22 protein-coding genes are annotated in these 25,215 nt (G+C 36.3%); 2 read left to right on the top strand and 20 right to left on the bottom strand.

Features of this window, described 5'->3' with window-relative positions; translation table 11 throughout:
• The first annotated feature begins 8 nt into the window (after window positions 1–8).
• Both AAG186_RS04560 and AAG186_RS04555 read left to right on the top strand, forming a co-directional pair.
• Window positions 9–1,037 (top strand): ABC transporter substrate-binding protein, encoded by a 1,029-nt coding sequence (locus tag AAG186_RS04560; protein ID WP_161636443.1) that lies wholly within the window; start codon window positions 9–11, stop codon window positions 1,035–1,037.
• Window positions 1,037–2,728, top strand: a complete 1,692-nt coding sequence (locus tag AAG186_RS04555) for an adenine deaminase C-terminal domain-containing protein (RefSeq protein WP_342621289.1) — start codon at window positions 1,037–1,039, stop codon at window positions 2,726–2,728. Before AAG186_RS04560 ends, AAG186_RS04555 begins: the two co-directional genes overlap by 1 nt.
• Before the next feature lie 74 nt (window positions 2,729–2,802).
• Here the strand turns inward: AAG186_RS04555 and AAG186_RS04550 are convergent, their stop codons facing one another.
• The 20 genes from AAG186_RS04550 to AAG186_RS04455 form a co-directional block, all read right to left on the bottom strand.
• Entirely contained in the window at window positions 2,803–3,120 is a 318-nt protein-coding gene (locus tag AAG186_RS04550) for a DsrE family protein (RefSeq protein WP_342621288.1), read from the bottom strand.
• Window positions 3,121–3,130: 10 nt separating this feature from the next.
• A complete protein-coding gene (locus tag AAG186_RS04545) occupies window positions 3,131–3,496 on the bottom strand; it encodes a PaaI family thioesterase (RefSeq protein ID WP_342621287.1) in 366 nt (121 codons plus the stop codon).
• 12 nt (window positions 3,497–3,508) lie between these two features.
• Window positions 3,509–4,867: a PFL family protein gene (locus tag AAG186_RS04540; protein ID WP_342621286.1), complete on the bottom strand. Its 1,359-nt coding sequence runs from the start codon at window positions 4,865–4,867 to the stop codon at window positions 3,509–3,511.
• A gap of 8 nt (window positions 4,868–4,875) precedes the next feature.
• Entirely contained in the window at window positions 4,876–5,145 is a 270-nt protein-coding gene (locus tag AAG186_RS04535) for an ACT domain-containing protein (protein ID WP_161636448.1), read from the bottom strand.
• 130 nt (window positions 5,146–5,275) lie between these two features.
• Window positions 5,276–6,469: an ethanolamine utilization protein EutH gene (gene eutH, locus AAG186_RS04530; protein ID WP_342621285.1), complete on the bottom strand. Its 1,194-nt coding sequence runs from the start codon at window positions 6,467–6,469 to the stop codon at window positions 5,276–5,278.
• Entirely contained in the window at window positions 6,456–8,213 is a 1,758-nt protein-coding gene (locus tag AAG186_RS04525; RefSeq protein ID WP_331835976.1) for a phosphotransferase, read from the bottom strand. The genes eutH and AAG186_RS04525 overlap by 14 nt, the downstream gene beginning before the upstream one ends.
• A gap of 112 nt (window positions 8,214–8,325) precedes the next feature.
• Entirely contained in the window at window positions 8,326–9,264 is a 939-nt protein-coding gene (locus AAG186_RS04520; RefSeq protein ID WP_342621284.1) for a DMT family transporter, read from the bottom strand.
• Window positions 9,254–10,090 carry a LicD family protein gene (locus AAG186_RS04515; RefSeq protein ID WP_161636452.1) on the bottom strand — a complete coding sequence of 279 codons (837 nt, stop codon included), beginning with the start codon at window positions 10,088–10,090 and terminating at the stop codon, window positions 9,254–9,256. Before AAG186_RS04515 ends, AAG186_RS04520 begins: the two co-directional genes overlap by 11 nt.
• Window positions 10,091–11,836, bottom strand: a complete 1,746-nt coding sequence (locus tag AAG186_RS04510; RefSeq protein ID WP_342621282.1) for an NTP transferase domain-containing protein — start codon at window positions 11,834–11,836, stop codon at window positions 10,091–10,093. It abuts the gene before it with no gap.
• Between the two features lie 58 nt (window positions 11,837–11,894).
• The gene (locus AAG186_RS04505) at window positions 11,895–13,067 is read right to left on the bottom strand and encodes a glycosyltransferase (protein WP_342621281.1); all 1,173 of its coding nucleotides are present in this window, start codon (window positions 13,065–13,067) and stop codon (window positions 11,895–11,897) included.
• Window positions 13,067–14,191: a UDP-N-acetylglucosamine 2-epimerase (non-hydrolyzing) gene (gene wecB, locus AAG186_RS04500; protein ID WP_200542414.1), complete on the bottom strand. Its 1,125-nt coding sequence runs from the start codon at window positions 14,189–14,191 to the stop codon at window positions 13,067–13,069. The genes AAG186_RS04505 and wecB overlap by 1 nt, the downstream gene beginning before the upstream one ends.
• Window positions 14,192–15,301 (bottom strand): NAD-dependent epimerase/dehydratase family protein, encoded by a 1,110-nt coding sequence (locus tag AAG186_RS04495; protein WP_342621280.1) that lies wholly within the window; start codon window positions 15,299–15,301, stop codon window positions 14,192–14,194.
• Window positions 15,302–16,315 carry a polysaccharide biosynthesis protein gene (locus AAG186_RS04490; protein WP_125164503.1) on the bottom strand — a complete coding sequence of 338 codons (1,014 nt, stop codon included), beginning with the start codon at window positions 16,313–16,315 and terminating at the stop codon, window positions 15,302–15,304.
• 5 nt (window positions 16,316–16,320) lie between these two features.
• Window positions 16,321–17,526 (bottom strand): glycosyltransferase family 4 protein, encoded by a 1,206-nt coding sequence (locus AAG186_RS04485; protein ID WP_342621279.1) that lies wholly within the window; start codon window positions 17,524–17,526, stop codon window positions 16,321–16,323.
• Between the two features lie 9 nt (window positions 17,527–17,535).
• Window positions 17,536–19,308: an EpsG family protein gene (locus AAG186_RS04480; protein ID WP_342621278.1), complete on the bottom strand. Its 1,773-nt coding sequence runs from the start codon at window positions 19,306–19,308 to the stop codon at window positions 17,536–17,538.
• A gap of 51 nt (window positions 19,309–19,359) precedes the next feature.
• Window positions 19,360–20,706 (bottom strand): exopolysaccharide biosynthesis polyprenyl glycosylphosphotransferase, encoded by a 1,347-nt coding sequence (locus tag AAG186_RS04475; RefSeq protein ID WP_342621277.1) that lies wholly within the window; start codon window positions 20,704–20,706, stop codon window positions 19,360–19,362.
• A gap of 274 nt (window positions 20,707–20,980) precedes the next feature.
• A complete protein-coding gene (gene anmK / locus AAG186_RS04470) occupies window positions 20,981–22,147 on the bottom strand; it encodes an anhydro-N-acetylmuramic acid kinase AnmK (RefSeq protein WP_342621276.1) in 1,167 nt (388 codons plus the stop codon).
• A gap of 10 nt (window positions 22,148–22,157) precedes the next feature.
• Complete coding sequence (murQ, locus tag AAG186_RS04465; protein ID WP_342621275.1) at window positions 22,158–23,060, bottom strand: N-acetylmuramic acid 6-phosphate etherase; 903 nt, start codon at window positions 23,058–23,060, stop codon at window positions 22,158–22,160.
• Window positions 23,061–23,144: 84 nt separating this feature from the next.
• Window positions 23,145–23,987 carry a MurR/RpiR family transcriptional regulator gene (locus AAG186_RS04460; protein ID WP_342621274.1) on the bottom strand — a complete coding sequence of 281 codons (843 nt, stop codon included), beginning with the start codon at window positions 23,985–23,987 and terminating at the stop codon, window positions 23,145–23,147.
• Window positions 23,988–24,008: 21 nt separating this feature from the next.
• Complete coding sequence (locus AAG186_RS04455; RefSeq protein WP_342621273.1) at window positions 24,009–25,181, bottom strand: PTS transporter subunit EIIC; 1,173 nt, start codon at window positions 25,179–25,181, stop codon at window positions 24,009–24,011.
• Window positions 25,182–25,215: the final 34 nt, after the last annotated feature.

The following is a 25,215-nucleotide window of genomic DNA, read 5'->3' as shown; positions in this document are numbered from 1 at the left end:
AGGAAAATATGAAAAAGAAAATTGCATTAGCGCTTGTATTATTAATGGTAAGTGGATGTTCTCAAAAAAAAGAGACTCAAGAATTAGTTGTATCCTCATGGGGACTCAGTGAAGAAGTCTTAAGAAATGAGGTTTTTAAACCGTTTGAAGAAATGCATAATGTAAAGATTGTCTTAGACAGCGGTAGTACTTCAGAACGTTTTGCGAAATTCAGTAGTGGGGACAACAGTAACATTGATGTTATTGAGTTATCACAAAAAGCAGCAGATGATGGTTATCAAGCGGATTTATTTGAGAAAATAGACCTTAATAAATTGGAAAATGGATCAGCCCTCATTGATGCAGCTCAAGAAGTAACACGACGTGGTTATGGTGTACCTTATACAATAAATAGTATTGGTATCGTTTATAATACTGAAACTGTTAAGGAGCCAATCGCATCATGGAAAGACTTATGGCGTGAAGATCTTGTTGGAAAAGTAGCAATCCCTGAAATTGCTTCTACATTTGGTCCTGCAATGATTCAAATGGCAAATGATTACAGTGGAGGCGATTTAAGCAGTGATAACGGTGAGAGAGCATTTGAAGGGCTAGAAGCGTTGAAACCAAATATTAAAAAGACTTATAAAAAATCCTCAGATCTCTCTGTCATGATGAGTACTGGAGAAATCGATGTTGCTGTTGTGGGTGATTTTGGTTTTGATGTCATAAAGAAATCTGTACCAACGGCTGAACTTGTATTCCCAGAATCTGGTACCTATGCAAACTTTAATACCATTGAAATTAATAAGAACTCAAAAAATAAAGAGCTTGCCTACAAATTTGTTGATTGGCGTTTAAGTCAAGTGCTACAAGAGAAAACTGCTGCAACACTGAATGAGGCGCCTGTTAATAAAAATGTTGTGCTTAATGACGAGGTTGCATTAAACAAAACCTATGGACCTATCGCTGAAAATGCGAAAACACTAAATTACGAAGTAATGAATCCTCTAATGCCTGAGTGGATTGACCGTTACAATCGTTTGATGAACCAATAATGATTACAAAATTTACAGGTGCTTTCCTTTACAACACGGCACAACGACAATTTGAAAAAGGAGACTTCTACATTCAAGATTCAATGATTTACCATATTGGGGAGGCAAAAATCAATTCGGATCATGAAATTAATGTAGAAGGCAAATGGATTATTCCTGGTCTTATCGATATTCACATGCATATTGAAAGTTCCATGACAAATCCAAATGAGTTCTCAAACACCGTGCTTCCAATGGGTACAACGACTCTTGTAGCGGATGCACATGAAATTGGTAATGTGTTTGGAACCGAAGGGTTGATTGATTTTATGGACATCGATACGAACCTTGATATCTTTTATGCAATTCCTTCTTCCGTTCCATCCACAAACCCATTTCTAGAGACTACAGGTGGGATTATTGATGAATCAGCGATTAGAACGCTCTGTAAACACCCTAAAGTGATTGCATTGGGTGAGATTATGAATTTCAAAGATGTCATTTCTGATGAAGATACCATGACTCGTAGAATTATTGAAACATTTAAAGAATGCAAACCTGGATCACCAATTGAAGGCCATATTCCAAGAATAACAGGGCTTGAATTATCACGTTTTATTCAGCGAGGGATTGGTTCAGATCATACATTGCAAACTCCAGAATCAATCCTTGAACGTACACGTATGGGTGTTTTAGTTCAAATGCAGGAAAAATCACTCAGTAGGGAAACAATCGCGACGCTTTGTGAGTATAAGCTCCACGGAAGCTTCTGTTTAGTAACCGATGATGTTATGCCCGATGACTTAATTCACAAAGGACATATGAACCATCTTATTCAATTGTGCATCAAATATGGGATGCGCGCAGAAGATGCAATTTATGCAGCAACGCTAGTCCCATCACAGCGGATGCAACTGAATGATCGAGGTGTTTTATCTCCTGGAAAACTGGCAGACTTTATAATCCTTGATGATTTAGATGCTTTTGCGATCCAATCCGTATATAAAAAAGGGATTAACGTCCAAAATCTTGAGCATGAACACTTTCTTTTCGATGATGACTCAATATTTAATACTATCAAGCGAAATCCGATTACTGAAGCAGATATTGTATCTTCAATTTCAAAAATTAAAGGTGACGAAGCAACAATAAGAATTATGCACCGTGAAGTTACCAATACATTTACCGAAGAACAAATTCAATCCATTCCTGTGAGGGAAGGGGTCTTACAGTGGCAGGATGCAGGACTCACAATGATTGCGGTAATTGAACGCTATGGACATCAAACTCCAATTGCAATTGGTTTTACCGATAATGGTTTTACAGAGAAGGGGGCAGTTGCTACTTCTTGGACCCATGATCATCACAACATACTCGTTATGGGAACGGATGTACAAGATATGGTCAATGCCGTAAATCACTTAATTGATAAGCAAGGTGGTATTGTTTCCATCATCAACAAGAACATTCATTTCGTTCCTTTATCGTATGGTGGCATTGTCTCTACACAATCAATGGAATCTCTCGCACTTGATGTATCACAGATAAGACATGACTTAAGAACATTGGGTTATGAGGCTCAAAATGAATTAATGAGCTTTTCGGTTTTAGGCTTAATCGTATCACCAAGCTTAAAAATATCCGATAAAGGTTATGTCGATGTGAGAACTCAAGAAATCAAGCCATTATTTATAAATCCAAATATTACATAATATACATTATACGAAGTTGTATATAAATAATAAAAAAAGACCGATATTAGTGTATTTGGTCTTTTTTTATGAAATTAAGGTTTAATATAGGCATAACCTTCGTGTTGTTTTTCAATGAGTTCATAAACGCCAGTAGAAACGATGCGTATGTCGTCCAGTAACTGATCAGAATCAATCTGATGTGCATTTAATGAATTTTGACATGCAACAACATCAATCTGCTGGTCTAATAACTGTTTAATTAAACTTTGATCGTCTGCTATTAAAATCTTAATGGCATCGCCATTGATTAACAGTTCTATTGTTTCAACGGGTTTTACGTTTAAATTTCGAATATTTGAGACACAGTGATTTAATCGATCAATTTGATTTAAATGAAAAATAACCTTCATAGGATACTCCTTAGATTATATGGTACATCGTAAACGTACCGGTATCACACAATTCATCACTATCGTTATATATTTTGATATCAACAACACAGGTTTTACGGGTTCGACTTAATACCGTACCAATACATGTAATGGTCCCAGATTGAATTCCAGACATATAATTGATATTAGCATTCAATGTCACATAATTTTCACCACGACTGCTCGCGGTATAACCTGCTGTTGAATCTGCCAGACCAAAATAAAGACCACCATGAACATAACCATAATAATTCATAGAAGCTTCGGTGACATGAACGATGCACTTCGCATAATCTTCCTTAACTTCAACACATTCTATCTGATTCACAGACATAAAATCTAATTTTTGATTCATTATAAACTCCTACTAATTTTTAAAACTATGAATGGGTGCCGGAATACGTCCGCCTCGATTAATAAAGGATTCACAGCTAAAAGGATTTACCTTCATGATAGGAGCATAACCCAATAATCCACCAAATTCAACCGTTTCGCCTACCCCTTTTCCATAAGCAGGAATAATACGTATAGCGGTCGTTTTATTATTTATCATACCAATGGCTGCCTCATCACCAATAATACCTGAGATTGTCGTTGCAGGTGTATCTCCTGGGATCGCGACCATATCCAAACCAACAGAACAAACACAAGTCATTGCTTCAAGTTTTTCAAGTGTGAGTGCCCCCTTTTCAACGGCTGATATCATTACATGATCTTCACTAACGGGAATAAACGCTCCACTTAGTCCGCCGACGTACGAGGAAGCCATAACGCCACCCTTCTTCACATTATCATTGAGTAATGCTAATGCAAGCGTGGTTCCGGGCGCACCAGGCTCTTCAAGACCCATCTCTTGGAAAATTTCGCCAATACTGTCGCCAATAGCTGGTGTAGGGGCTAACGAAAGATCGATAATACCAAAAGGATAACCGAGTCGTCTTGATGCCTCTTGAGCAATTAATTGGCCTACTCGTGTTATTTTAAAGGCGGTCTTTTTAATGGTCTCACAGAGTGTCTCAAAGTCTTGTCCATGTGCAGACTCAAGTGCACATTTTACGACTCCAGGACCGCTTACGCCCACATTAATAACTGTATCAGCTTCACCGACTCCGTGATATGCTCCTGCCATAAAAGGATTGTCCTCGACTGAATTACAGAATACAACAAGTTTCGCACATCCGATCGACTCACGCTCACCGGTAAGCTTCGCACAATCAAGAATTGTCTGACCAAGTTGTTTAACCACGTCCATATTGATACCACTTCTGCTTGTACCAACATTGACACTCGCACAGACGCGATCTGTTACCGCCAAGGCCTCTGGAATGCTTTGAATTAACACTTCATCCGCGGGCGTACACCCTTTTTGAACAAGTGCACTAAAACCACCAATAAAATCAACACCGACTTCTTTTGCCGCTTTATCAAGGATTTTCGCTGTTGATACAAAAGATGTCGCATTACATCCTGAAGCCGCAATCGCTATGGGTGTTATGGAAATCCGTTTATTAACAACTGGAATTCCGTATTCATGAGCAATCTCATCACCAATACGAACTAAGTCTTTAGCGCGTGATGTAATTTTATTATAAATTTTTTTATTGAAACGATCCAAATCAGAATCAGCGCAATCCAAAAGACTGATGCCCATGGTGATGGTACGAACATCTAAATTTTGATTGGCAATCATTGCTTGTGTTTCTTGAATTTCAAATTGATTAAGCATGGAACCTCCTAAATGCGATGCATCGAGGAAAAAATATCCTCGCGTTGCATTGTAATAACAACACCAAGTGTGTTTGCGACTGTTTGAAGTTGAAGCGAGACTTCATCAAAAGGGTTTAAACATTGTGATAAATCCACAATCATAAGCATATTAAAATATGCATCCACAATGGTTTGATTAATATCCAAAACATTAATATTTTCTTGTGCTAAATAATTGCATACACCTGAGATAATCCCAACGTTATCTTTACCTACTACTGTAATAATTGCTTTCATAATTCACCTCTCGGAATAATAATATCACATCCAAAATGTATTGTGGACGTCCAAACGGCTAATTCGTGTATAAAGCGTATTTTTTAAGTAAAAAAAAGCTTTCTCGTAGAAGAAAGCTTAATTGAAAGGTTTAAAGTGTGTTATTTATTGAGGTTTTAGATGTTACTTTGAGTGCAATCCAAACTGCAAGAAGTCCTGCAGTAAGTTTTCCAATCATTAACGGAAGGATTAACTGTGGTTGGAAATTAGCGGTGAATGCGAGATGGTCACCAATAACAAATGCACCACAAACTGAAAATGCTGTAATGGCAATCATTTCACGATCACTCATAGTATCATCAATCATTGCAAATGCTGCGATGACATTTGCAGAACTCGCAAGGATACCGGTCGCAATTTTTCGAGAGATACCTAATTTGTCAGAAAGATTTTCAATGGGTTTTTTAAGTTTCGTTTCAATTAAATAGACCATTGGTAATGCTCCACTTAACATTAAACCAATATACCCTGCAACTTCGAGGGCACGCTCAATATCGATACTGTCCGCAATAATGGGATCAAGAATATAACCACCCAATAAATTGGTAAAGATATGTGTGAAATGTTCGAGAATACTGATTGTAAGAATGACTTTTGTAAAAATCTCAATAAATTTTGAAAAATACTGAAATCCTTTAATCATAAGTTCTGATTTTTTCCAAAGACCTATTGCCATCAAGAGGCAAATGATGATCAGTGGAAGCAAATTTTTAACCAGAATCATCAGTGTCATGTTTAAAAGGATTTGGGGTGCATTGGGATCTGATGATACGATAGTGCGAACCATTGGATTAAATATCATGATAAGAACATTGGTGATGAATACACCTATTGGTATGGTAATAAACCCAATCATTGTACCAACTGAGAGTTGACGGTGGTATTTAACATCAATGATTTTTGTGGCAATGGGAATACTAAATACAATGGTTGCACCTGCCATATAACCAACGGTCATTGAAATAATCCAGGCTTCGTGGGTTTGTGCTAAAGCCGCTGCAAGTTGATACCCACCCATATCGACAGCGAGTAAAGATGTTGCTGCCATTGCAGCATCAGCACCAAAAACGGTAAACAGTGGTGCAATAAATTTAGAAATAAAGATATTGAGGATGGGCAATGCTGCCATAATTCCAGCAATTGGTATAAAAAGACCTCCAATTGCTTCAATTCCTGCAGTAAATTGTTGACCCAATTCGGATTCACTATCTTTAATTGAATAGAAACATCCAATGACAGCACAGGCCATGATGATGTAGATTACAATATCACTAATGATTTTCATAGGTTCCCTCATAGAGCGCTAAGGCTTTGTTTCCATAAGATTTTGAGTTATTATACCAGATTGTAAGATATTCACCTACCGCTGCGCCATTCGATTCTTGGAAAATGGCCCAAACAAACCAATAGTATGATGCAATCGCAATATATGCGATAAAATGACGTTGCATTAAAGGATCCATCGGTGCTTTGTTATAAAGATTGAGGACTTTCATTGCTTCCTCATAAGTGTAGTCGGAGCATGCAATAAAGGTACCAATATCAACCCCTGGATCATCAACGCCTGCATATTCCCAATCAATTAGGTATAATGAATTACCTGAAAATAGGATATTAGGGTCGTAGAAATCACAATGACATAGACGCAATGGAACCTTATCGTTATCAGCATATGCTTTAACGGATTCAACCATCTCGAATAATGCATCAAAATCATCGAAGGCGTTGCGATCTTCGATTGAGAGTTTTTCAATAAAGTCACATGATTTTTGCCATATATTAAATTCGAATTCACCTTCAAGTTGTTGGTCATGCATGTCTTTAATCATTTCGAGTGCTTGTTTTACTTCATCCCATTGATGATAATCAAGTTTTCGTGCTTGTTCAATAAAAAATGAGAGTTTCCAGCCCTTTTCGGGATCCATATAAATATATGAATCATCAAATCCTAATTCTTTTGCTTTATGCTGTGCAAAAAACTCTGATTTACGATTGATGTATTCATCGGTTCCAACACCTGGATGACGGTAGATATAGGATTTTCCATCATATTCAAATTTGAGCGATAGATTGGTGAGACCATCTTTAATCGGTACAATCCCGGTAATATCTGAAACGTTACAGTGAAGGACAGATATAATATTATTGAAAATTTCACTATCTTTTATATCTAAATAGGAGGCATCAAAAGTTTGCAGTTCTTCCAGTGAATCAAACTCTTTTATAATATCTGGGGAGTATACTTCCGCATACATTTCGAATTGATTCATATGTTCAACATATACTTTTTCCCAAAGTTTTGCTTTTGTTTCTTCTTTTGGATACTCTTGTTTAAGAAGTTCACTAAAATCGTGTGAGAACGTTCGATCAAAGAAAACGTGACCGACCATACAGTAATAAGAACCGGATCCGATTCCAATTTTAGTAATGAGCCCTTCATCGGTAAAATCCGCATAATATTCCCCCGTTTCATGGGATGCATGCATTTGAACGGGATATGTTGTTTTATATTCATATTGATTGAATACATTTTCTACGAAGTAGTTATCGGATGAACAAATGTATGTATTTTTCAATTGATCCAATACGAGCATTAATGTGGATGTGTTATTGTAACGATAATAATCATCATTCACTACAAATTTAACTTGATACTTATCCTCTAAGTAATAAAATTGTTCTTTCATATAACCCAGTACAATTGTAATATCAGCAATGCCTCGTTCATGTAATTGACGAATTTGTCTTTCAATCAGGACTTCACCGTGAACTTTTAAAAGTCCTTTAGGACGCTCATATGAGAGTGGTGCAAAGCGTGATGACATACCCGCAGCCATAATGATTGCATTGTCAACGCGGTAAGATTCCATTGCTTGGGATCCCTTTGCCGTCACCTTACCGTCTTGGTCAAGGTAGTTCATCGTTTCAAGGGATTCCTGTGCCATTTTCATTGCTCCATTGAACATTTCTGGTGAGTGTTCAATGCCTGATAAACACTCACGTAATAATTTAAATTGATAGATATTCATGAAATTCTCCTTTTAGTAATTTTATCATCTATGTTCAATAAAGACAATATTATAAAGAAAATGAACATAATAAAAAACAGCATGATTCGATGCTGTTTTGGTTATTTTTATACTATTTTTTGCGCTTAAAAAGTTCTACCAATTCACCCGGATTTTCGGAGGAAAGAATCGAACCCATCATGATAAAAATTACAAGTATGAATTGCTTAAAATTAAAGGTCTGATCAACCATAAACTGAAAGAAAAATGCCCATGCTGGATAACTGATATTTAAACCCATTGCTTTACTTGGACCGATTAATGAAATGGATTTATAGTAGAACGAATAGGAAATTGAACCAATAATACCACTGATTACAACCATCAAAAATATTGGGTTCATTACGCTGATGTTTTGAAGCTGATGATATCCGATTATCGGCATAATAACTAGTCCATAAGTTATAAAAGATACAAACTGACGAATTGTTAGCGCAATATGTGATGGGACGTCTTGTTTGAGTGCTGTACTAATTATTACAGCTTCACTCCCCCATCCAATAACACAAATACTGATGAAGACAAGACCGAGTTTTAAGTTTGAAATTCCCATGCTCCCTGTAAAACCCATCAGGATAATAGCGGTGATTGCGATAAATAAACCCAAAATGGTTCGCTTGTTCGGTTTCTCTTTTAGGATAATAAAACTCAAGAGTGCTCCGAAGAGCGGATAGATTGCTGAAATACTTGCTGAGATTGCGGGTCCAAGATGGTTAATGGATAAAATATATGCCCCCATTCCTAGAGGTCCACCCAGAAGGGCCGCGATTGCAATTATCAACCCTGATTTTGAGCATAAAACCTTAATGAAATCTTTCAATTGATTTTGAAAAATCAGCAGCATCAGTAAAAAGATAAATGACGCTCCATCATGGATAAAGGTCGATATAAGGGGTGCGTTAGACCCAAATGCGATAAACATTGCCGAAGCGAGAACAACACCAATCATTACAGTATCAAGTCCCCAGAATAGTCCTGAGAATAGACCTGTAACTGTTCCTTTATGATGCATTTCGATGATCCTTTAATACTACCTCATGATTTGAAACACGTTCTGACTCTGGCGGTAACTGCATATAGTCTCCGTAGTTTAATGTAAGAATTTCATCATATTCCGTTGGAATTAAAAATTGATGATTTTCAAAGACACCTGCAGTCACGGAGTCTAAGATCGCATTACGAATGAAAGTTGCCTGATAGATTGCGTCATTAAAATTGAATACCAACATATTTGCATACTCCGTTTTATCATTATTGTATTTTTCAATCCAAACCTGACGTTTTTTATAGAGCGTTGGGAGTAAGAAATTAACACGATAAAAGATTCGATTTAAGTGATAGAATGTGCTTTTAATTAAACGTTTTTTCCCTAAATCTTCATCAGTTACAAATGTATATACAAATAGTGAGATCAACTTATTGTAGAAACTAACTTTTTTCTTTTGCTCGTTACGAAGTTCTAAATCATCTGGAATATTATCATAAGGAAAGATATCAATCCAGACACCATGATTAATATTGAGATAGTCTGTAGATTTCTCTACAAGTTCTACTTTGTTACTTCGAATTTTGCTAAAAGCATGATAGTGATCTTTTTCAGTTTTAAATGATTGGTAAAAAAAATCTTGATTCAATTCTTCAGCTACAACCTGTTCAAATCGGTTAAATTCACTGCGGGACATATTTACATCGATATCATCATCCCATGGAATAAAGCCTTGGTGACGAATCGCCCCCAGTAATGTTCCAGATGACAACGAATAGATTATGTTGTGTTTTTTACAGATCCGATCAAATTCAATGAGAATATTCAACTCTTCTTGCTGTAGTTTGTTCATTTAGTCCTCCATAGCTAACGCTAAGCGTGCATATTTATGTGCGTAATGGTATTGATCTAATGCATAACTTCCAAACGATTCACCCCTTGCTTGTTTAAATTGAGCCCAAAGTGCCCATAAGTATCCTGACAAACTCACATACATATATAAGATTTTCGTTTCTTGTTTTGTAGGTTTTCGTTCAAGATAGATTTCTATTAATTCTAAAATTCGTGTTTCTTGATGACCAGAGTAGATTGCATGCATGGCAATATCTAAAATAGGATCACTCATACCGGCATATTCCCAGTCTAAAAGCCTTAAGGAACCATCATACAGTTTCACGAAATTTGACTCAACAGGATCAATATGACATAAAACTTTCGGACGATCTAGTTGTTTCAAATATTCTATTTCTTCTTCAATCAGTTTTGAAACTTCATTGATATCATCAAATAAAATTGCGTTTGAATCTTTACATAACATCATATAATAAGCAATGCGTTCTTCAAGATCGAACGTATGATCCACGGATATACCACTTGTATGTAACGTTCGCAATATTTTAAATGCTTGGGGAATATCGTCGTGATTGATTGATTCACAATGCTCATAGTACCGTGAAATTTTATACCCATTATCTGGGTTTATATAATAAAGTTTATCTGATATTTTTAAAGGATTTATCGTCTGATATACTTCTGCTTCTTGGCGACGGTTAATGAGTTGCTCAGTTCCTTTTCCAGGGGCCCTAAACACGTATGACTTATTGTTGACTCTAAATATAAATGAATCATTGGTCATCCCCTTTTTCATGGATTCAATACCACTGATGTCTTGGGAAGAAACACCAAAAACATCACAAATAATTGTAATCATTTCATTTTTAGTTTCAGTTAAGTACGATGTATCATAAACACGCAATTCCTCGATGCTTTCAAATTCAAAGATGGAATCCCTTTTGACCTCATTTGAAAAGATTTGAATCTTGTTAATTCGATCAAGCCAACAGTTCTCCCAGTAATATTGTTCTTTTCCTGCAATTTTAATATCACGATTCACAGCCTCGATGATTTCTTTTGACGTCTTGGCATCAAAGAACGTTGGTCCATAGAGGCCTACAACATCCTTACCGCCAATTTCCATATCTGTAATGAGACCGTTAGGAGCTGTGTGTACCGTCCATTCATCCGTTTCCCCTTCGAAATACGTCGTAGCGTACCATGACTTATATTCATACTTATGAAACATATTTTCTGTAATATAAATGTCTGAGGGCATGATTAAAGTGTTTTTCATAACATCTTGGGCATGATATAGGGTTGAAATATTATTGAATCGATGATAATCGGGATTATGAATCAGTTCAACACCATACTTTAAAACAAGATATTCAAATTTTTCTTTCAGATAGCCAACGGCGACATATATTTTTTTTATTCCAACTTCTTGAAGTTGCTTGATTAAGCGTTCAACCATGCGCTCACCGTGAACTTCCATAAGACCTTTGGGAGTATCATAGGTATAAGGTACAAACCGTGAACCAAATCCTGCTGCCATGATAATGGCATTATCGACTTCATATTCTTCAAGGAATCGAAGTCCCTCTTGAGTAATCTTGAAATTATTTACATATCCTCGATTGATGCAATCATTTAAGAGTGAATTAACCTTCCCTAAGGAAAAATTTGTGTGTTTACTTAATTCACGCTGTGATGAAATTTCTTGCTCAAGTAACGTTCTGAGTATATAAAATTTCGAAAACATTAAAAACCTCCGTTCAAATTTGCTACCACATTGTAACATTTGAACAGAGGTTTATCAATTACCTTTGGTATAACTTAAGAGTGTTTGCGACAAAAGTATGTGAATCATGTATCAAGTCGTCAAACGCATCAAAAGATACGGTTTGATTTGATTCCAGCGTCTCCACAATCGCATCCAAATCACCTTGTTTGACAATAGTCATAAAAGGATGATCAGCAACCTCTTTATTCCCACCCGTATCGTAAGCGATAACCGGTGTTTGGCAACATAAGGCTTCAATATTTGTAGTTGGATAATTATCCTCGTAAGTTGGGTTTATAAAACGATAAGAGAGCGTGTAATATGCGGCCAGTTGCTCAGCACTATCGGTTCTTAAAACACCATCAATTGAAGCGGGTAATGCCTTCTTTTGCTCCTCTGTTAAACCAATCAGGACAATTTTGTAATCCTCAGAAATCATCGTACTCAATTTAATGAAATCATTTAAACCTTTCCGTTGTTCCCAAATGCTTGCTACACCCAGTAATACGCGTTTTCCTTCGTATTTTTGGCTTAATTCTTGATCATAAGTCGGTTTGAATAGGTCTGTATTAATACCGTTATGAATCACTTCACATGGATATTGCGAAAGAAAACTTTTTGAGAGTAAGTTCTTAAGCCAATATGAAGGCGTAATTAAGGTTAAATTATCAAGTCCGCTAAATGCATTCTTTTTCCATAAGAAATTCTTTTTTTGACGTTTGAAAAGCAATGCCTCTGGATAATCGCGTGTTGAATTGCATTCGACACATCCCTCATCCCACATTTTACATCCATGAAAGTCAAAATATGCACTACTACCACTTATTGGCCAACAATCATGGAATGTCCAATAAATCTTCCCTTTATAGGACTTAAGCGCTTCAAATAACATTTCAACATTTAAGTAATAGCCGTGAAGGTTATGCAAGTGAATTACATCGGGTTGGTAGGATTCAATTTTTTGAATCAGTTTTTGAGTCGCACGGTTTGAATGAAGACCGTGACGGTTAAAGAGTCGAGTCATAAGAACATGGTTATATGTAGAGCGTTTATCGCCAATATAAAAAGTGTCTGTTTTGTCCTTGACATCATGACGTCCATAACTGATTAAAACCTCATGGCCTTCTTTTTTTAATCCATTTGCGAGATCGCGTACAATTTTACCAGTACTGCCATAATCACATACCGAATTAATAAATAGAACCTTCATTATTTGCTCCAAACAGTACGATTGATGTAGTCAACATATGAAATGATTATGCGTAATACCTTTTCGGATACATTTGGCATACTGTAATCCGCAACATGGCGCAACGTATTGGGTTCTTGCGTTTCTAATACCGCTAACCCTTGTAGAATACGTTCTTTTTCAAGACCTACCATCATGACCGATGCTTCTTCCATTGCTTCTGGACGTTCGTGTGCTTCACGTAGATTAAGCGCTTTAAATCTCAGAATTGAAGACTCTTCACTAATTGTACCACTATCACTGAGTGTCGCTTTCGATTCCATTTGAAGTTTAACATAATCGTTAAATCCCATTGGTTTCATGATTTTTACAAGCGGATGGAAGGATACACCCTTCGCATCAATCATATTTTTTGTTCGAGGATGTGTGCTCACAATGATTGGCATCTGATATTTTTCAGCAATCGCATTGAGACTATCAACAAGATTTAAGAAATTCTTCTCTGAGTTAATATTCTCATCACGATGAGCGGAAACGACAAAATATTCACCTTTCGTGAGATTAAGTGTTTCTAGAATGTTACTTGCAGCAATATCATCATGACGCGATTGGATTACCTCAAACATTGGGCTTCCAGTTTTAATGACGCGATCTGCGGATAAACCTTCACGCAATAAATACTCACGTGCAATATCGCTGTATGTAAGGTTAATATCAGAAATATGATCAACAATTTTACGGTTTGTTTCTTCAGGAACGCGTTGATCAAAACAACGATTTCCAGCTTCCATGTGAAATATTGGAATCTGTTTTCGCTTTGCAGCAATTGCGCAAAGACAACTGTTTGTATCGCCAAGCACTAAAAATGCATCGGGATTCACTTCTTCTAAAACAGGTTCAATATTGATAAGAATATTACCAATGGTTCCCACTGGTTTTCCCGTTGCGGTTTCTAAAAAATAATCTGGTTTTCGAAGCTTAAAATCGTTAAAAAAGACTTCATTTAATTCATAATCGTAGTTTTGACCTGTATGAACCAGCACGTGGTCAATTGCATCACTTGATTCTAGACGATTTATCACAGCGGATAATCGAATTATTTCGGGGCGTGTTCCCACGACAGTCATAACTTTTAGTTTTTTCATCTAAACCTCCAAATAGTGTGTATCGGGTGTTTCGGGATTGAACGGTTCATTCACCCACATCACCGTAATTAAATCCGTAGTACCCGTGTTAATGATATTGTGCGTATATCCAGTAGGTATATCGATAACTTCGAGTTTATCCCCAGATACATGATATTCTATAATTTCTGTTTCAAAGATATCTCTAAATTGGATACACCCTTGACCCGAAACAACAAGAAATTTTTCGTTTTTACTGTGATGCCAATGATTCCCCTTTGTAATTCCGGGTTTCGATATATTAATACTTACCTGACCACGATCAGGAGATTTTAAAAATTCTGTGAAGGATCCACGATCATCACATTTCATATCGAGGAAATAATTAAATTTATCTTTGGGTAGAAAGGCTAAATAAGTACTGTATAGTTTTTTCTCGAATCCATCCTTAAGATTCGGTACAAAAAGGGAATCACGTGACGCTTTAAAAGCATATAATAAGTCAGCAATTTCACCTAAAGTCACATCATAAGATGTTGGAACAGTACAATAGATTTCCTCCACAATGGTAGGCGTTCCATTTATTGCACGTATAAGCTCTAAGACAACATCATCAATATACATAAGATTTAATGAAACATTGGGATCATTAATCTGTATGGGTTCATTTCGTGATATCGCATGACACCATGTTGCAATGACCGTATTGTAATGTGGTCGCGACCATTTTCCAAATAAATTTGAAAAACGATAGATCCAAACAGGTGCTCCGGTTTGTTCCATATGGTTTATCAAAACGGACTCCCCTTCACGTTTGCTTCGCCCATATTCATTATCCAATACTGCTTGAATGCTTGAAGAAACAAGAATGGGCGCTTTATTTTTATTTTTTTCAAGAGCATTACAAAGGTGTTCTGTAAAACCTACATTTCCCTTCTGAAATTCTTCGGGGTCTGTCGGACGATTAATGCCTGCAAGGTGAACGACAACATCTGCTTGAGCACAGTAATCGTCAAGTTCAGAAAGGGTATTATTGCGATCATAAGCAAGGACGTTGTGTCCAAGATAATCTAATGTCGCAATCAGATTTTTTCCAACAAAACCTGATGCACCGGTAACCAGAATTTTCATCTACATCATACCCTTTAGCTCATCTTTAATTTCGTAAAGATCGACTAACTTAGCCTTAATTTCTTCTACATTTAGGCGATATGTATTATGAGAGTTATATTCTTGTTCTTCATGAATTTCCTCGCCTTCCATGAAATATTTATCGTAGTTGAGATCGCGTTGATCCATCGGTACACGATAATAATCTGTAAGGTCTTCAGCTTTTTCAAACTCTTCTTTTGTTAGAAGGGTTTCATAGAGTTTTTCTCCATGACGTGTACCAATGATACGTGTTCCTTTTTGATATCCTGTGAGCTCGACAATCGCTTGGGTTAAATCTTCGATTGTACTTGCAGGTGATTTTTGTACAAAGAGATCGCCCGGTTCGCCATGTTCAAAGGCAAATAATACCAATTCGACTGCTTCGTCAAGACTCATCAAGAAACGGGTCATGTGGGGATTTGTGATGGTTAATTCTTTACCCATACGAATTTGTTCTAAGAATAATGGAATTACAGATCCGCGTGAAGCCATGACATTTCCATATCGCGTTCCACAGATAACGGTATTGGTTTCTTTCGCAATCCGAGCCTTCGCAACAAATGTTTTTTCCATCATCGCTTTTGAAATTCCCATAGCATTAATTGGATATGCAGCTTTATCTGTTGAAAGACATACAACACGTTCTACGCCACAGTCAATAGCAGTTTCTAATACATTATCGGTTCCAATAACGTTTGTTTTAACGGCTTCAATTGGGAAAAACTCGCATGAAGGAACTTGCTTAAGCGCAGCTGCATGGAAGATGTAGTCAACACCACGAACTGCATGAATCAAGGATTCTTTCTGACGAACATCTCCAATATAGAACTTTAAGCGATCATCATTGAAAAACTTACGCATATCATCTTGTTTTTTCTCATCGCGCGATAAAATGCGGATTTCCTTAATATCTTCTTTTAAGAGTCGACGTACTACGGCATTTCCAAATGAACCGGTACCGCCTGTAATGAGTAATACTTTATTTTCAAACATAATTTTTACGCTCCCATGTGTTTTATAATTATTTCGTATGCATGTGCAACAGTATAATGATTCATTAAATAATCATGTCCGTTTGCACCCATTTTTTTTCTTAAATCTTGATTTGATACAAGCGTGTCAATTGCTTGATACCATGCATCAACATCAGTACTTTCAATTCCGAATCCATACTCATTTGACATTGCAATGGTTCCAATATCTGTAGCAGTGTCTGTTGCACAAACAACGGGCTTTGAAGCCTCAAGATAGGTTAAAAGGCGTTGTGGGTAATTAGGAATTGTAAAACGATGATCTAAGAAAATTAAACCAACATCACATTGACTTACAAGACTATTATATACCCTACTTTCAAGTTGCCCTAGGAAAAGTGTATTGGATATATTTTTTTCTTTAATAAATGAGGTAATAAGATCTTCTTTAGCACCCGATCCTGCAATTAAGAAAACAATACGTTCATCATTTTTAATACGATCAATACACTCAATAACAAATGGGATTGCTTGCGGAGCTCCTAAATTACCTCCGTACAAAAGAATTGTTTGATCATCTCGAATCGCATAGGCTTCACGGATAGAAATGCTGTCATGTGCCGTATTGTTTTCATTAATATCCAAAGCATTTGGTAAAATTTCAAGCCGCCCAATTGTAGAAGGATGGTGAATTTCCATGTATTTTAGGTTTGCGGGTGACATGGTACCAATTACATCAAACATTCTATAGAGCGCCTTTTCTTTATGAGCGAAGAAACGATGAATAAGTCCGTTCGCTTTCATAAAACCAAGGTCAACTGCATTTTGTGGAAATATATCCTTAAGCATGAGATAGCATAATGCATTGGGATTTTTTGATTTAAGATAGTTAACTGTTTTGAGTAACGTAATGGGTGGAGTCGAATAGAGAATTAAGTCAAACGATTCATGACCTAAATGCTTCTTAAGTGCGCTTCTAAATTGTGAATCAATTCTAAGCGTTGCGATACCTTTATCGATTAGGTTACTATTTTTCGTTAAATTTCCTGTTTTAATACCAAGATAGTGCATGCCAAATTGTTCATAATACTCGGTTTCTTGGTCTAAACGTTTTTCACGGGCATAAGCAATGGTAACATCATGACCTTCTTTTTGGAACTCAGAAAGCAAATCAAAGTAAATACTGTGACGATGCATCCCTGAATTGGTAGAACTCAAATAAAGTACTTTCATAGGACCTCCTTAATATTGCCACAATAAAGAACCATCTTTATTGTAAAGGCGTTGACGACAATACGTATCTACAGTGATCACACCATCGGGTGCAATTCGATAAAAATCGTTACTTAAAACGGGGACAATTGGTTCAAACGACTCATTAACATAAAGAAAGAAATGATAATCGATGTACTCCAAATCAAGAATTTTATAGGTATAAGGTTTATCAAATTCCACATATTTAACGCTGATAATTTCATCTCTATAAGGGAACATATTAAGAATGCTTTCCGGTAAATTCTCAACATCATAAGATTTTACTTCAAGTGGTTGTGTAGTAATTTCTTGACGTTCGGAAGCGTCATTTGTTAATGCTGACTGAATCCGTTCTTCAGTCACCTCAGCGCCGGTTAAATCGAGATATTCAGTCGATTTAAAAGCTTGTTTTAAGTCATCATTAGGTGTATATGCAACAAGTGATCCATAGACTGTGGGTTTTCGTTTAAAGCTTGGTTCAACAATCCATGTGCGATCAGTCCCTAAGATTCCATAAAGCTCTGACTCATGATCCCACATTGCATAATAAGATAAATCCTCACGATAATTCGATGAAATCGGTAATGAAGCCTGTGCATCTAAAAGTTCATCACGTTCGTCATTACAATCACGTCGAATAGTGAGATAAGCAAAGCGATTATCATAATCATCATAATTTGGACGATTGAAAATGGTATTAAAACGTAAGAGTTTGTTTGTTCCTCGATAATTAGATTGATGCATATAAGCATTGATATCTTTGTAAAGAAATAACCCCGTGAAGCATGCAAGTCCTGTATAAATGAAGCCATTCAAAATCCGGGAGTCTTTCAAGAAATAGTAATCGAGAATGTATTTAAACACAACAATGCAGAGGATAAAGGTATAAATCGTCGTACGACCAGCAATTAATTCGGAAAATTTGAGGCAGAAATAGACACCGAAGCCCAGCAATGTCGCATCCACAAGATATTTTTTAAATACGGTATCTGTGATTTTATCGTAGTGATAAAGAATTATTGCGGAAAAACCAATGCGGACGATCCCAGCGAAATTTAATACCTGTGTTTTCGCATCAATGTATCCCATTATTTTCTTCGAACCGGGAATAAATGGAAGATGCGCTAAAACACGTTGCCATGGAATAAATGCAAAGAGGAACGAAACACCTAAAAGAATAAGAAGGTTTTTCTTATTCCATTGAACATTACGCGCTAAATAAATTACTGGAATATAGAACAATACGGATATATGGAATAATGCAAGCACAGCGATTAATAACAGCGATTGCTTCTTCGACAAATGCTTCTGTGGATTAAAAAAGTAATACGATGCGACGGCCATAACAAGTCCTTGTCGTATTGCACTCAAATTCCAAACAAAGAAAAACATCCCAATAAAGAGTATTAAGGACACAAGTGACGCATCTGTTGTATCATCGATCCATTTTACAAAAAAACCAAGTGTAACTGCACCAAAGAATCCAATAAAAAATTGGAATGGAAGTCCGATAGATTTAAAGATAAAAATAAAAATTCGGAACCCGAGTTCAATGTTGCTTTGGTGGTCTAACATTTTTCCAAATGTTGAAACATTTTGAAGATTATAGAGATATTCATAGGAAAAATAATCCGTTCCTACCCCTACTCTAAAAATAACAATAATGAAAAGCGGAACTGTTGCCAAATAAAATTTTTGCTTGTTTGTCAATCTAGGTAAAAAACTGAGAATAAAAGGAAAAATCAGTGCGAAATAGTACATAATTACCTCCAATAAAATAATATAAAATAATAAGTCTTAAAGATACATTCTCTAAGACTTATTCGAGCTTGAAAATCCTTCAGTACTGTCTTTTTTAAATATCACGACGACGGTGCGTAGAATTAATTTAAAGTCAGTCCAAATTGAATAGTTTTCAATATACATAAGATCCATAAGAAGTTTATCTTTTGGAGATGTATTGTACTTACCTTCGATTTGAGCAAGACCTGTTAAGCCCGCTTTCACCTTGAGACGGTAAGCAAATTCCGGTAAAACTTTTTGATACGAATCGACATTTTCAAGCATTTCAGGACGCGGTCCGACAATGCTCATTTCCCCTTTTAATATATTAATAAGTTGTGGAAGTTCATCCATTCGAATTTTTCGAAGTACTTTCCCAACAGACGTAATCCGATCGTCGTGTTCTGTAGCTGAATAATTTTCAACGTTTTCTTTCATCGTACGGAATTTATAAACATCAAAAATACGGCCATCGATTGTTGCTCTTTTTTGTTTGAAAAGAATGGTACCCCCGTCATTAAGTTTGATTGCAATTGCCGCAATAATCCAGATTGGTGACGAGACTATCGCTCCGATTACCGCAACAAAAATATCTAAAATACGTTTCAATACCCGTTGTTCAAAGGATAAGCCTTGTATGTTAACTTCAACCATCGCCTTATCATCTACAACCATCGAAAATCCTGAAAGCTCCACAATATCTGAAATTGATGGCGCAAACATAAAATTCAATTGATGTTTATAGCATAGATCAACGAGACGTTTCCGCTCACTTACAGGTGTTTCTAAGATCACAACGTAATCAACATTGAAAAGCATCGCTTCTAAATTTGGATCATCAACAGTAATACACCCCAAAATATCATACTGAAGCTTAAAACGTTCCAAATAGTGATTAACCTTCGGTAAACTTTCCTGATCGTTTTTATCATAGACTATAATCGTTCGTGATGGCTTATACATTTTAAAATAGATGTAGTTACCTAAATAAGCGAAGACCACAATGCCTACAATTTGAATAATCATGGTATAAAAAAGTAAATCCAATTGTTCAATTTTAAAAGATTGATTGTTGTTTGGATTTGTATTCATAACCATTAATTGAAAAAACGTTGCTAAATCTGTCAAGATAATCGCAATCGTAGAATTATAGATAATTGGTTTGCTTTTCTTAATACCAATTTCAAAAGGTCCGTAAACCTTAAGCATTAAAATTCCAATCAAGATAAAGGTTGATCCGGTAATGACCGCTGTTCTTGACCAATTTTGTAGCGCAATATTTTCTTTTCCAAAGAGATAAAAGAATACCGCTGCTAAAAACACAAAGATAAATCCCTTTAGAGCCACAATTACTAATGACTTTAGATTTTTACTCATATTTTCTCCTAATTATTAACTACTACCCGTAAAACACAAATTCGTTTTCATATAGAAACATTTTTATATTTTTAGTAATCAAATACGTTATAGATAAAGTGTTTTCACAATAAATTCCATTGAATGGGTTGAATCAAGTTTCAATGGAATAATTTTGTATAAAACACAGTAGATAACCTATTTATCCTTGTCAATTATACCATTTTGACGTGTTAGATTCAATATTGTAGGGCTGTCTTCATTAATTGTTAAGAAAGAATTCAAAAAAACAGAATCAATTTGATTCTGTTTCAGTTGGCCAGGGATTCGGACAAATTTGCCCAAGGATCATACGTTCGTTTGAGGCTGTTGCCGAAGGAACATTACTTGGTTTTCCTGCTAATGTTTCATTCCCCAATATGGCAAACGCAATGGCTTCTTTCGCATCGCTTGAAAACCCTAAATCTTCTTGAGTACAAACTTGAATCTCTTTTGGTAACATTAAACGAATTTCTTCAAGTAATACTGGATTATAAGCGCCCCCACCGCCAATAATTACTTTATGTATCGTGTGTTTAGGCATAATATATTGTTTATATGCATTTGTAATCGAGTAGGCAGTAAATTTCGTCAAGGTGTAAATTACATCATCTGGATCATAACCTTCTTTATAGAATTCAGAGACCATTCGTTCACCAAACATTTCACGCCCTGTGGATTTGGGCGGTTCGATCTTAAGGTAGGGATGATTTATCAGTGTTTGATAGAGTTCGTCGATTAACAAACCTCTGCGGGCATGGGTGCCATTTTCATCGTAGAGTTCTTGATAATAATGAGCCGTAGCCGCATTCATCATCATATTACCCGGACCTGTATCAAAGGCAAAGACATCATCGAGATGTGCATTTGCTGGAATTACGGTAACGTTCCCAATTCCACCAATATTTTGAAGCAAGACGGTCTGTGTTTTTTCACGATAAATTAAAAACTCAGGATATGGAACCAGTGGGGCTCCGTCCCCTCCAGCCACAATATCCATGACTCTAAAATTAAAAACAACTGGCACTTTATGATGAAAAGCAATCATTGATGGATCCCCAATTTGTAGCGTTGATTTCAAAAAATGATTCTGTGGGATTGGAAGGTGGTAAAGTGTTTGACCATGAGACGCTACAAAGTCTAATGAACCTTTAAAGTTACTCTCACTTAACACCTTCGTTGTAGCTTCGTTATAGAGCACTCCCAATTCAAAATTAAGTGAACAAATTTCATCAATTCGTGATGTCTCAGGAACACTGGCATCTAAAATACGTTGACGTAATTGTTCCGGTATTTCAAGGGTTACAAAATGGATTAATTTGCATGTAGTATCAATACCAGAACCTTGAATTTTAACTAAAGCTGCATCAATGCCATCAAGTGATGTCCCCGACATCAGACCAACCGCATATTTAGTTTCCATATTTTTCACGCTACTTATTTTCTAGAGCACGTGCAATATGACCTTGATTTTGATTTAAAAGTTGCACAGCATCTTCAACCTCAAGGTTACAAAGTTCCATAACAATTGCGACTTTAACACTCTGGTCGCTTAAATCTAACAAGTCTGTTGCACGGTCATAAGTACAACCGGTCGCATTCATAATAATACTACGCGCACGCTCAATAAGTTTTGCATTGGTTGCTTTTACATCGACCATAAGATTACCGTAGACCTTGCCCAGTTTAATCATCGCTCCGGTTGAAATCATGTTTAATACCATTTTAGTTGCAGAACCAGATTTCATGCGTGTAGAACCCGTAATGACTTCTTGACCAACTACCACTTCAATGGGATGATCTGCATATTCAGCGAGTTTACTTTCTGAAACGCATGCAACAGAAATGGTTTGTGCCCCAAGTTCTTTAGCGTATTTAAGTCCGCCGATACAATAGGGCGTACGTCCTGACGCACCGATTGCACATAAGATATCATTTTTAGAAAAATTAAGGGCTTTTAGATCTTCAACACCACGCATTTCATCATCTTCAGCCGCTTCAACTGGATGCCTTAATGCAGTATCTCCACCAGCAATAATACCAACCACAGATTCCTCACCAACACCAAAAGTTGGAAGACATTCTGATGCATCAAGAACACCAAGACGACCGGATGTACCTGCACCCATATAGACAAGGCGTCCACCTTGAGCAATAGCCTCATAGGTTGCATCTATTGCAGCTGCAATTTCGTGAGTCTGTTCACCCACTGCATCAATGACACGTTGATCTTCATTGTTAATCAAAGCTACCATCTCAACGGTATCGAGTCGATCGATATTTTTAGTATTTGGATTTTGAAGTTCAGTTCCAATTTTTGATAAATCGATTTTCATATATCTGTCCTCATTTCATTGTATATCTATTATACCTTTTTTGAAATGATATTTCAATTTATTTCACTAATGCTTGAAATAAATTTAAATATTCCGGATTGACTTGATCGTATCCCGTGTATTTACGATCTTACGACGTGTTTCTTCAATATTATTTTTGGCGACGCCTAAGTAAAGTAAATCCGAAATTGCGAGCATCGAAAAACGTGAAGCTATTGATCCCAAACGCACTTCTGACTCCTCTTTCGGTATATTAATGACGAAATCGGAATTCTTTGCAAGCTCATTACGACCGACTTGAGTAATTGCAATCGTTGTCGCACCTTTTTCTTGTGCAAGTTTTTGAGCCATAATAATTTCACGGGTTTGACCTGAATACGATAATGCAACCGTGACATCATTTTCAGTTATATGAGTTAATGACGACATTTCTAAATGGAAATCATCAAAATACACAACATCCGCATCAATCCGCACAAATTTGTGATAAAGGTCCTGACATACAATCCCTGAACCACCAATACCCAATAAATAGATACGACGTGCATTGCTAATTGCCGCAATCGCTTCATCCAACACTTCTAAATTTAAGAGTTTGTAAGTATTATCAAATGTTCGGTGATTGCTATAGTGTGATTTTCGTACCATTGTTTCAATCGTATCTTCTTCTTTAATGAGTTTATCGAACGATTGTTCTTCTTCACTATGATCTCGAGCAAGCTCTACTTTTAGGTGAGTAAATCCGTTATACCCTATTTTTTTGGAAAAACGAACGATGGCAGCCGCTGACGAATTAATTTCTTTCGCAAAATGCTGAGACGAAAAATTAACGACCTCATTTTTATTTTCGAGTATATACTCAGCGATGCGCTTTTCTGTATCAGTATAAGTGTGCATATTCTCTTTTATCCTATAAATACAACTCATCTAAAATCCTCCTATGATATTTTAATTATCCTGTTCTTGTTTAACCAACGATTGATCATACTTTCTAAAAAACGGGAAATAAACTGCTGTCGTAATCACAATTAAGAGTAATGATAAGACAAGTGATCGTACATCACCAAGGGTTGAAATAAATAAACCTAATGGCATTGGTATCACCCATGGCGCAACAATACTTGGGATTGTTACAAAACCCAACTTCATTGACCAATACGCAACAGAACCGGTGATTATGGGTGCCACGAAAAACGGTATTCTGAAGTATTGATTTTCAACGATCGGTGTTCCAAAAATAATATTTTCGTTAATATTGAATATATTTGAAACAACGCTGTCGCTTCCAAGTTGCTTAAGATGACGACTTTTCGCAAAGATTAGGTTAACGGTTAAACCTAAAGTACAACCCGAACCACCGATCCAAACACACCATCCTAAGAACGCTTCAGTTCCGATATACACCGGTAAATACCCTGAAACAATCATAAAGCCATTCACAAGCATCATATGGAACCAAAAAGGTCGCATTAATGTTCCAATAACACCGACACCATGAATCCCTAAAATCCAAAACATACAAATAATCATGATGAGTGAAAGCATTACAATAAATCCACTCAAAACATTGGTTATACTTATAATAACATTAGCTAGGCCTAGAAAGAAATGGTTAAAAACAAATATAAAAATAAAAAGACATAGCATGAGGACGAACGTTGGCCATAATCGATTATAGTAATCGGTAACTGCTTGGGGAACATGTTTCCCTTTAACCTTAAATTGATCCAGTCGATTAATAAAATATGATATCACTACCACAACAATCATCGTAACGATTGGAAAAGCTGTTACGTAGCCCTTTGGAACCAAAACAATCCCAGGTAACAGAGATAGAAATACAGCACTCATTCGAAAACTTACATCAATGTCTGCATTGAGGGTTTCACTCGCAATAAGATAAGCCAATGAAACAGCGAGCATAATGCAATACAATTGGTAGAACAAGACCGCCTGGGTACGAATTGAATCAGTAATCCCCCCAATCTGATCAAACTGATAAAAGATAAATATACAAACACCTAAAATTATATTGATATAAGCCATTTTATTAATTGCATTTTTAACTGCATTTAAGGAACGACTTCCCTGTACCAATGTAACGAACTTTTCTAAAAACATAATCAACTTCCTCTTCTAATTACTCATAATACCA

It is taken from the genome of Erysipelothrix sp. P66, assembly GCF_038682365.1.
In the GTDB taxonomy this organism is placed as follows: domain Bacteria; phylum Bacillota_I; class Bacilli_A; order Erysipelotrichales; family Erysipelotrichaceae; genus Erysipelothrix; species Erysipelothrix piscisicarius.
Note: the sequence above shows the minus strand (reverse complement) of the source record. Positions and strands in the feature narration are given on the sequence as shown.